The sequence below is a fragment of the Flavobacterium sp. WC2409 genome (genome assembly GCF_041200085.1).
Lineage (GTDB): Bacteria > Bacteroidota > Bacteroidia > Flavobacteriales > Flavobacteriaceae > Flavobacterium.
In genome coordinates this window covers 1,679,483-1,690,895 of sequence record NZ_CP165625.1, presented here as the reverse complement: position 1 = coordinate 1,690,895, position 11,413 = coordinate 1,679,483, and the positions used below count along the sequence as shown (strand labels likewise).

The window sequence follows — 11,413 nt, the reverse complement described above, 5'->3', positions numbered from 1 at the left end:
TTCAAATGAAAAATTTAAGAAAATATTACCCCTTGTTTTTTATAGTATTTCTAGCCAGTTTTACTAAAAGCAATGCTTTAAAAGTTAAATCTCCAAACAAACATATAGAAGTTAGTATTGAAGTAAATGTTGACGCTGTTCAATATTCTGTAAAGTTTAAAAACAAACCATTTATCAAAGCTTCAAAATTGGGTTTTGAATTTAAAGAAGCGCAATCATTAGATAAAAATTTAGAAATTATTGGTTTTGAAAACAGTCATTCTAATACTACTTGGATGCAGGTTTGGGGAGAAAACCAAAAAATTGTTGATGATTACAATAAACTGATAGTTCATTTGCAAGAGAAAGAAGGCTTGAAAAGAAAGATGAATATTATTTTCAAAGTCTATAATGATGGAGTAGGATTTAGGTATGAAATTCCAGAACAAAAAGGAGTTGATAGCATCAATATAACCAAAGAGTTAACTCAGTTTAATTTTATAAAAAATCATACTGCTTGGTACAATCCAGCCAATTTTGATTCTTATGAAATGTTATATAAAAAAGCTTTGGTGTCTGACGTTCCTTCTGCTAATACGCCTATAACATTCGAAACAACGGATGGTTTTTTTGCCAGTATTCACGAAGCAAATTTGACCAATTATGCCGATATGACTTTGTTGAAATCTAAAACGGATCCACTTTCATTCGAATGTAATTTAGTGCCATGGCCAGATGGAGTAAAGGTGAAAACGACTGCACCGATGGAAACACCTTGGAGAACGATTTTAATTACTGATACAGCAGCCGATTTAGTAGCATCAAATACCATTTTGAATTTAAATGAACCTAATAAAATAGAAGATACCTCTTGGATTGAACCTATGAAATACATAGGTATTTGGTGGGGAATGCATATTGGGACTCAAACTTGGTCTATGGGACCACGTCATGGTGCGAACACAATAGATACCAAAAGATATATTGATTTTGCAAAAAAACATAACATTCAAGGTGTATTAACGGAAGGTTGGAATACCGGATGGGAAAATTGGGGTAAAAAAGGAGCTTTTGATTTTGTAACACCCTACGCCGATTTTGATTTGAATGGAATTGCAGCTTATGCAAAAGAAAACAATGTTAGTTACATAGGTCATGTAGAAACTGGAGGCGATGCACAGGCATTTCAAGATAATTTTGACAAGATATTTTCTATGTTTCATAACATAGGAGTTAAAACCTTGAAAACAGGTTATGCAGGTGGAATACAAACACCCGGTCAATTTCATCACGGACAATTTATGGTTAATCATTATGATGCCGTAGTAAAAGTTGCAGCCAAATACCATATTATGATTGATGCTCATGAACCTATAAAAGCGACAGGTCTCCGAAGAACATATCCAAATTTTATGACTAGAGAAGGGGCAAGAGGAATGGAGTGGAACGGTTGGAGTTCTGGTAATCCTCCGGAGCATCATACTATCATACCATTTACTAGAGGCTTGGGCGGTCCTTTTGATTATACTCCAGGAATATTTGATATTTTATATAAAAATGCCAAAAATAGAGTAAAATGGAATGATCTTGATGATGGAACTTCGAGAGTAAATACAACTTTGGCAAAACAATTGGCTTTATTTGTTGTGTTGTACAGTCCGTTGCAAATGGCTTCAGATTTGATTGAAAATTACGAGGACCAACCAGCATTTAAATTTTTTGAAGATTTTGGTACTGATTGGGAAACATCAAAAATCTTAAACGGAAAAATTGGGGATTATATTACAATTGTTAGAAAAGATAAGTTTAGTGACAATTGGTTTTTAGGTAGTATTTCCGATGAAAATACCAGAGATTTAAAAGTTTCCTTATCATTTTTAGAAAAAGGAAAAAAATACCGTGCTGAAATTTATGCAGACGGACCCAATGCAGATTGGAAAACAAATCCACAAGAGATTTCAATTACTCAAAAAGATGTAGATGTAAAAAGCATACTAGATATTAATCTGGCTGCTGGTGGTGGTCAAGCCATCCGATTTACACCAATAAAATAGTTTTTGATAATTGATTAATTACAGTTTGAAATAAAGAGCTGTTTGGGGATCCTAAAGATGATTATTGGTTATCAAAAAAGGTTCCCAAATTGTTTTATGAATTAAAATAGAACAGACAAATTTTTAATATACAATATGAAAATGATAAAAACCCCTAAAAAAATGAAATTAGTTTCACTACGAAAAATCACGTTAGTAAAATGCATTATGATTCTTTTAGTTATAAATTTTCATAATGTAAATGCACAAACAGGCAGTGTTAACGAACCTGTACGCTATATTGGAGGTACACATATTGATCCATTTACCCATGAAGCTGGTTTACAATATGCAATTGGAGTAGAAAATATACAAACATTACGTGCAAATCGTACCCATCCTGAATTAAGTGATGGCTATGGCTGGACATACAATCATGCATCTAATCTGGCTTATTGGAATGGTCAATTTTATCAACAATACATCAGTGGAGAAAAGGATGAACACCGAGCACCGGTTCATACCATGTTGATTACTTCAAAGGATGGGAAAAAATGGAGTTTTCCTAAAGAAATTTTCCCTCCTTACAAAGCACCACAAGGCGTAAAAATTCCTGAAGGTTCAACTGGATATATGATGCACCAACGTATGGGTTTTTATGTGGCACCCAATGGTCGCTTGCTTACTTTAGCTTTTTATGGACATACCGAAAATCCATTTAAAGAAAATGGTATCGGGCGCGTGGTTCGTGAAATCTATAAAGATGGAAGCATGAGCCCAATCTATTTTATTCGATACGACAGCCAAACCAATTGGAATGGATCTAATACTTCCTATCCATTCTATAAAAAATCAAAAGACAAAGGATTTCTTGCCGCTTGTGATGCTCTTTTGGATAATAAATTAATGACCTTACAATGGTTTGAAGAAGATAAGGGAGTGGATAGTTTTTATTCTTTTAACAAGGGCGAACAGGCTTTTAACTGGTATAAGCGAAAAGACGGTAAGATTGTTGGACTTTGGAAAAAATCTTTTTCAGCACTTTCTGATGATGGTGGTAAAACCTTTTCAGATCCTGTAAAAGCAAATACTTTGGTAATGTCTGGCGGTAAAATGTGGGGACAACAAACGGATGATGGGAGATATGCAATTTCGTATAATCCAATTGACCAAACACAATATCGTTTTCCATTATCAATTGTTACTAGTGATGATGGAATTATTTATGATAATCTACTTCTTGTACAAGCCGAAGTTCCAGTACGACGATTCTACGGTATATGGAAGGATTTTGGTCCTTGTTATATGCGAGGAATTAGTCCGGGAAATGGAAACCCTCCAGGTACTGATATGTGGATGACCTACAGCATGAATAAGGAAGACATATGGATATCACGAATTCCAACACCTATTAAATACAAAGTAAATGTAGATGTTACCGATGATTTTGAAAAAATGGATGTTAATGGCTCCATAATCGATTGGAATATTCATTCTCCAATGTGGGCAAAAGCAAGTTTGATAAAAGAAAACAATGGCAATTACATCTTGCAAATGAATGATGAGGATCCTTATGATTATTGCCGTGCAATACGTGTATTTCAGGAAGGGAAAACAGTTACAGCAAGTTTCAAGGTAAAAGTTGTTGCTACAGATACGACTCAATTTGATATTGATATTGCGGATAAGTTTGGTAACAGACCAATACAAATCTCATTCGATACTGACGGTTATATCAAAGCGGCAGCTGGAGTAGCAATGAAACCATTGATCAAGTTTGATGTAGATAAATGGTATTCGTTTAAAGTTGAATATGATACTAATGGAATTGGGAAGTATTCGATTTTTATTGATGGTAAAAAAATTGATGAAAACCTTAATGCAGTAGTGGCTGTAAAATCAGTGGAAAGAATTTCATTTAGAACGGGTACTTATACTAATATGCCTAATAGACAGACGCCAAACGAGGTAGATTATCCTCCATTAAAAGGATCGGATGAAAAGCAAAAGTTATCCACTTATTATATTGATGATGTTTTTATTTCATCCAAAAATAAGGAGTAATAATGATGAAAATAAGTAAGTAGTTTTTCGAATTAATTGTAAAAGTTATTTTTTGTTAGAAAACGAATCCACAAGATATTTCAATTATTCAAAAAGATGTAGATTCAAAAAGTATTTTAAATATTAAGCTGGCTGCTGGTGGTAGTAAAGCCATTCGTTTTAGACCAATTCAATAGTAGTTCATGAAAAAAATAATATGGTTAGTCGTAGCATTTATAGTTTTACCTAATGCTATATTTAGACAAAATTATAAATTTTTTACCTATAATATTCGATATGATAACACAGGAGATGGAGAAAATCAATGATCAAAAAGAAAAGACTTTTTGTGTAGTCAAATCACATTTTATAATCCCGATGTTTTTGGTATTCAAGTAGGATAGCATCATCAAGTTGCATACATTGAAAGTACGTTTGTAGATTATAAATATGCGGGTGTAGGCCGAGATGATGGTTTGAAAAAAGGAGAGTTTAGTGCTGTTTTTTATAATATAAAAAAAATTAAATCTAGTAAAACAAAGGACTTTTTGGTTGTCTGAAACACCTGATAAAGTTTCTGTTGGTTGGGACGCCGCAATGGAGCGTATTTGTACTTATGTTTTATTAGAAGATAAGAAAACAAAACAAAAATTTTGGGTATTCAATACTCATTTTGATCATATAGGTAATGAAGCGAGAATTCAAAGCGCTAAATTGATTGTGGATAAAATTAAGCAATTCAATACAGTGAATTTGCCTGTGATTGAAATGGGTGATTTTAATTTTGAGCCAGAAAGTAAACCCATTCAATATCTTTCATCCGTTTTTAATGATTCTAAAATGGTAAGTATTACTAAGCCTTTTGGACCTTCAGGAACTTTTAATGCATGTAAGCATAACGAAGCTGTAAAAGAACGTATTGATTATATTTTTGCTAGCAAACAAAATATAAAAGTTCAAAAGTTTGCAATTTTAAGTGACTCTAAAGATTGCAAATATCCATCAGATCATTTACCTGTTTTTGTTGAAATTGAAATTCATTAATAGGAGGAGTAAATATTCATGATAAATTTCTACATAAAGAAGATTGTTGATTTAGCAATGGTAATTCATTGTAAAGCTTTTTAAGAAATAACGCAAAAAAATAATGAATCTGAATATATTTTTAGTCGAAAAAGAACTTCAGTAATTGATTAATCTATTTTTTAGTAGGACAACAACATAAAACTAATGGACTTAGATACTCGATGTATTGACCTTTGTAAATTGTTGCTAAATTTTTTGAGGTTTTGACCTAATTCTTACCATTAGATACTTTATCATTTTAATAAGTATTTAGCTTTGCGTTAATAGGGTTTAGTCAATTTTTGATTATAAATATGAACGTATTTTTCATTTGCTAGTATTTTGTTTTTTAACATTAAAATTATTTTTTTTGCTTTTTTTAATTGTAATTATTTAGTTTTTTGGTTTATTTTATTAATTATTTCTGTTAAAATTTCATATAAAAAGATCTCCAAAAACACCTGCATATGTTCTGTGATTTGGTTTGTTTGTCGAAAAATTTGTTAAAAATAACCCAACACCTTTTAAAAATTGTTATTGGTCGAAATTATGATTAAGGTAATGCATTGGATCCTTACTTTTAACTTATGATTAACTTATGATTAACTTAAAAAACATTCTATTAACTTAAAAATTAAATTTATGATTCAAAACGTGCTAAAAGTACTGTTTGTGTTTTGCTTGTTCAGTTTTCACGGTGTTCAAGCTCAAACAACAGTATCGGGAACAATAACAGATGTCAATAGTAGTTTTCCGCTACCTGGGGCAAATGTTAATGTTAAAGGAACAGCAAATGGTGTGTCCTCAGATCTGAATGGGAAATACAGTATTAAAGTACCTAATAAGTCAGCAATATTAGTGTTTACTTATTTAGGTTATGTTGTAAAAGAAGTTGCCGTTTCTGGTTCAACAACTGTAAATGTAGCCTTAGTAGAAAATGCAAATCAGTTAGGTGAAGTTGTTGTAACGGCTTTGGGTATTTCTAAAGATCAAAGAAAATTAGGGTATGCTGTAACGACTGTAGGTGGTGATAACCTAGACAAAGCTAGAGAAACGAACGTAGCCAATGGTTTAGCAGGTCGTGTTTCAGGTCTTGTAGTTAGAGGGACCAATAGTGGTGCTGGTGGAACTTCAAAAGTGCTTTTGAGAGGGATATCAGGAATTACTAGTGGAGGTTCTCCTTTATTTGTAATTGATGGTATTCCAATTGATAATACTCAAAGAGGTTCTGCTGGAGAATGGGGTGGAGCGGATCAAGGAGATGGTATTGGTAATATCAATCCTGATGATATTGATAAAATGACTGTTCTTAAAGGGCAATCAGCTTCTGCACTTTATGGATCTAGAGCTGTAAATGGAGTTATTATCATAACTACTAAAAAAGGTAAAAAGGGTGGCGATTACTCTATTACTTATAATTCAAATTTTATGGCCGATGCACCAGTTGATTATACTGATTTTCAAGATCAATATGGTCAAGGTACAGGGGGGTCAAAACCTTTGACCGCTGGAGCGGCATTAGCTTCAAACAGAAATTCTTGGGGAGGTAGATTAGATGGTAGTTCAGTAATTGGTTTTGATGGTAAACAATATACGTATAGTAAAGCTAAAGAAAGTTATATTGATTTTTATAGAACTGGAACAAACCTTACAAATAGCCTTTCAGTTTCTAAAGGAATGGGTGATGGTGCTTTTCGTTTGTCAGTATCTAATTTAGATTCGAAATCTATTGTGCCAAATAGTGGTCTTAAACGTACTACAATCAATTTAAGTGCGGATCAAAATATTACAAGTAAGTTAAATGTAGCTGCTTCTGTTAATTATACAGATGAAAGTTCAAAAAACAGACCTTTTTTAAGTGATGGTCCTAAAAATCCAAATAACTTTTTATTCTTAGCTCCTAACGTAGATCATAATATTTTTGCTCCAGGTTATGACCCTGTTACGGGTAATGAACTAGTTTTTAGTGATGATAATTACGCTACAAATCCTTATTTTATAGTGAATCAAGGTGTTGAAGATCCTACAAGAAAAAGAACCATTTCTGTATTATCGACTAAATATAGCTTTACAGATAATATCTATGCAATGGTAAGATTAGGAAATGATGTTTCTAATGATACTGAATTTAGTGTTAATCCATGGGGATTAGATTATACTACTAATAAAAAAGGAAGTTTAGATAGTAAAGGGCAATCTACTCGTTCAGAGTTAAATTTGGATGGACTTTTTGGTGCTAAATTTAAAATAACGGAAGATTTTTCAGTAGATGCGTTAGCAGGTGCTAATATTAGACAAAATAAATATGAAAGAATTAAAATAGGAGGAGGTCCATTTGTTTTACCTTATTTATATACGCCAAACAATGTAGTTAATATTAATAGAGAATATAACTATACTGGTAGTGAAAGTCACTCTGCATTTTATTCTTTTGATTTAGGATATAAAAAATATTTAACATTATCTACAACAGGACGTTACGATGTTTATTCTTCATTGTCTTCCGCTGCTTCAACAGAAAATGGAGTATTTACTCCTTCAGTTTCAGGAGCATTTGTTTTTAACGATTTATTACATATTGATGCATTAAATTTCGGTAAATTAAGATTATCATATGCAGTAACAAGTGGTGAAGCAACTCCTTACGCTAATTCTTTGTATTTCAATTCAGGGAATTCATTAGTGAATAATGGAGTAAGTTATGCAACGGGTTCTATTCCATCTACGCTTCCTACTCTTTTAAAACCATTTACAGTAGACGAGGTAGAAGTAGGTTTGGAACTTAGATTTTTCAAAAGTAGGTTAACATTTGATGCTTCTTACTACAAGAAAACATCTCATGATGAGATTTTGAATGCAGAGTATAGTAGGTCTACTGGATTTGCTACAGGTGTAGTTGCAAGTGCTTCTATAGAAAATAAAGGGCTAGAAATTGCTGTAACTGGTGTACCAGTAAAAACAGATAATTTTACTTGGACAACTAGTTTAAATACAACAAATTTTAAAAATAAAGTATTAGCTACTAATGCGGATGCCACTCCAATCGTTTTAGGAAGTAACCGTGGAACCCTAGGAAATGCTGTCACAGCTTATGTTGTAGGCGCTGCTGGGCCACAAATCAGAGCATATGATTATGCATACAATGCAGACGGAAGTATTCAAGTAGATGCTGCTGGATTACCAGTAAGAGGTGAGTTTAAAAATTTCGGTTCCGTTTTACCAACATTTTATGGTGGATGGAATAATGAATTCAAATACAAAAACTTTAATCTGGCATTCTTAATTGATTTCAACTATGGTAATAAAGTAATTTCTGCAACTGAATACTATTCTCGTATAAGAGGATTGAACCAAGCTACATTAGTTGGGAGAGAAACAGGAGTTACAAATAGTGGAATTACTGCTTCAGCGGAAGATTTCTATCAAGCAGAAGCTCGTAACATTACAAGTACAAGTGTTGTGAGTGGAGATTTCATCAAATTGAGACAATTATCATTTGGATATGCTTTCCCAAAAAGTGTAATGGGTAAAATCTCATTCTTAGAAGGAATTGATATTTCATTTGTAGCTAGAAACCTTGCCATCCTAATGCGTAAAGCGGATAATATTGATCCAGAAAGTAGTTTTGGTTCTAACGTTAAATATTATGGAATTGAAGGGACTAGTTTACCTTCAACAAGGTCTTTTGGTCTAAATGTTAACTTTAAAATAAAATAATTATGACTAAATATATTAAAATATTATTCGTGGTCGTTAGTGGTTTGCTAATTTCATGCGATAGTGATTTCGAACAAATTAATACAGATCCAACTAAAGCGGGTTCAGAAATATTTGATCCAAATCTACTTTTACCAAGAGCTCTTTATGATTATGGACAAAGAACTGTTGGTTACGAAGGTCCAATCTTATTTCAAAGTATGTGGGCTCAACTTTTGGCATCACCTTCAACTGGAGGAGCTAATTATTATGATGGTGGTGATAAATATGTGACCACTAGTGGTACTTCTGATTATGATCAAAGAATTTGGAATGGCGTTTACACTGCGGCTTCAACAGCAAATCAAATGTCCATATTAGCAACTCAAAAAAACATGCCAAATTTAGCTGCAATTGGAAAAATCGTAAAGATAATGGCTATTTCTTATATCTCAGATGTATACGGTGACGTTCCTTATTCAGAAGCTTTAATGTTAGATCAAGGTGTTTCTCAACCAAAATACGACAAGCAACAAGATTTATATCCTCAAATGTTAGCTGATTTAGATGCTGCAATTATGACTTTGGATGTTTCTAAAGACAAACCAACAAGTGATATTTATTATAGTGGTGATGTAGCGAAATGGCGTTCTTTTGGGTATTCATTGATGTTGAAAATGGCAATGCGATTAACTGCTGTCGATGCTGCAACTGCTAAAACATATGCTGAAAAAGCGGCTGCAGGGGGTGTTTTTGCTTCTGTCGCTGATGAAGCTATTTCTCCTACTGATGATGCTGATGGTTTTGATAATGGTAATGGTGCTTCATTCACTGTATCTGCGGATGTTTATGAAGTTCGCTGGTCAAAAACATTGATTGATTATTTGAAATCAAACAATGACTTGCGTCTTCCTGTTGTAGCCGAAGTTCCAGCTGCGGGACTTACTGCAAATTATTTATATACAGGAGGAAACACAAGTACAACTGCTCAAATAGGTTTTCCTAATGGATATGATACTAAAGGAGGATCTAGAGATGTAAGTTTAGAGCCGAATTATCCTGGTGCTTCAGGTTCAGGTTCTGATGCTGCTGCAATTGGTAATTATTCTAGACCTACTCCTATGTATAGGAATAGAACTACTCCAGTTTTTATTCTTACTTACGCACAAGTACAACTATTAATGGCTGAGGCTGCTGTAAGAGGTTATTCTGTTTCTGGAACTGCTTCTCAATACTTCAATAATGGATTAGTTGGAGCAATGGTAACTTTGAATAAATTTGGTGGAACTCAAATTACAAATGCAGATGCTGTATTTTATGCTGCGGCACACCCTTTGAACATAACTTCAACTGCTGCTTCTTTAAAAATGATTAATGAGCAAATCTGGGCTACAGCTGGTTTAACTGGTAACTGGGTTGAAGCTTGGAATAACTGGAAAAGATCTGATTTTCCTGTTCTTACTCCAGTAAATTACCCTGGAAACTTTAGTTCAGGACAAATTCCTAGAAGGCAAATTTATCCTTCAACAGAAGGAAGTAATAATACTGCCAGTTATACTCAAGCTGTTTCTAACATGGGTGGAGACACTTGGATTACAAAAATGTGGTGGGATAAATAATATTTTGTTTCAGAAAAGTAATTCTGTTAAAAGGAGAGGAAACTCTCCTTTTAACTTTTTAACTAGTTTACTTGCGTATAAAAAAACTGCTTTTCTATTTAATTTTTTAGAAATTTAGGGGTAATAATTTTTTGTGAATTAATTTTTATTTTAAAAAATATGTTGTTAGAAATCTGTACATCGTCACATCAATCAGCTATAAATGCACAAAATGGCGGAGCACATCGCATTGAATTATGTTCTGAATTAGCTGTTGGAGGCATAACACCTTCATATGGTTTACTTAAAAATGTTTTAGAGAAAGTTACTATTCCAGTTCATGTATTAATCCGACCAAGAAGTGGTAATTTCAACTATTCTGAAGATGAATTTAATTGCATGAAAGCGGATATTAAAATATGTAAAGAATTAGGTTGTAAAGGTATTGTTTCAGGTGTTTTACACGCTAATAATACAATTGATAATAAAAGAACTCAAGAATTAATTGAATTGTCAAAGCCTTTAGAATTTACCTTTCATAGGGCTTTTGATCAGGTTGAAAATTCTCACAAAGCATTACAAGCACTAATTGATATAGGAGTTACAAGGGTTTTAACGTCAGGAGGTAATAATACAGCTGAAAAAGGTATAGAATATCTTAAAAGTTTAAACGAAATAGCAAATGATAAACTTATAATACTGCCTGCAGGTGGAATTAATATCGAAAATGCGCGCTTATTTAAAACAGCAGGTTTTAAAGAAATTCATTGTTCAGCTACATCAATTATTAATAGAATTGAGGTTGTAAAAATCCCAATGAATAATAGTATTTTTTTTGATGAACACATAATTATTCAGTCTGATTACAATAAAATTAAATCTATTTTAGAAAGTATAAATTAGATAATTAAAGTTAAAACGAAAGAATATGAATTTCAGAGATAAGATTTAGAGTCAAATCGTATTATAAATGGTTTGAACATTATAATATAAAATTAA

The 11,413-nt window shown here is 32.6% G+C and carries 6 protein-coding genes; all 6 read left to right on the top strand.

The window, feature by feature from the left end; genetic code table 11:
• Window positions 1-5: 5 nt before the first annotated feature.
• Window positions 6-2,033, top strand: coding sequence for a glycoside hydrolase family 97 protein (locus AB3G34_RS07260; RefSeq protein ID WP_369753917.1), 2,028 nt, complete (start codon window positions 6-8; stop codon window positions 2,031-2,033).
• 162 nt (window positions 2,034-2,195) lie between these two features.
• Window positions 2,196-4,076 (top strand): six-hairpin glycosidase, encoded by a 1,881-nt coding sequence (locus AB3G34_RS07255; RefSeq protein ID WP_367770357.1) that lies wholly within the window; start codon window positions 2,196-2,198, stop codon window positions 4,074-4,076.
• Window positions 4,077-4,607: 531 nt separating this feature from the next.
• Window positions 4,608-5,099, top strand: coding sequence for an endonuclease/exonuclease/phosphatase family protein (locus AB3G34_RS07250; RefSeq protein ID WP_369753916.1), 492 nt, complete (start codon window positions 4,608-4,610; stop codon window positions 5,097-5,099).
• Window positions 5,100-5,762: 663 nt separating this feature from the next.
• Complete coding sequence (locus AB3G34_RS07245; protein ID WP_369753915.1) at window positions 5,763-8,837, top strand: SusC/RagA family TonB-linked outer membrane protein; 3,075 nt, start codon at window positions 5,763-5,765, stop codon at window positions 8,835-8,837.
• Window positions 8,838-8,839: 2 nt separating this feature from the next.
• Window positions 8,840-10,435: a SusD/RagB family nutrient-binding outer membrane lipoprotein gene (locus AB3G34_RS07240; protein WP_367770348.1), complete on the top strand. Its 1,596-nt coding sequence runs from the start codon at window positions 8,840-8,842 to the stop codon at window positions 10,433-10,435.
• Window positions 10,436-10,594: 159 nt separating this feature from the next.
• Window positions 10,595-11,317 carry a copper homeostasis protein CutC gene (locus AB3G34_RS07235; protein ID WP_367770345.1) on the top strand — a complete coding sequence of 241 codons (723 nt, stop codon included), beginning with the start codon at window positions 10,595-10,597 and terminating at the stop codon, window positions 11,315-11,317.
• Window positions 11,318-11,413 lie beyond the last annotated feature (96 nt).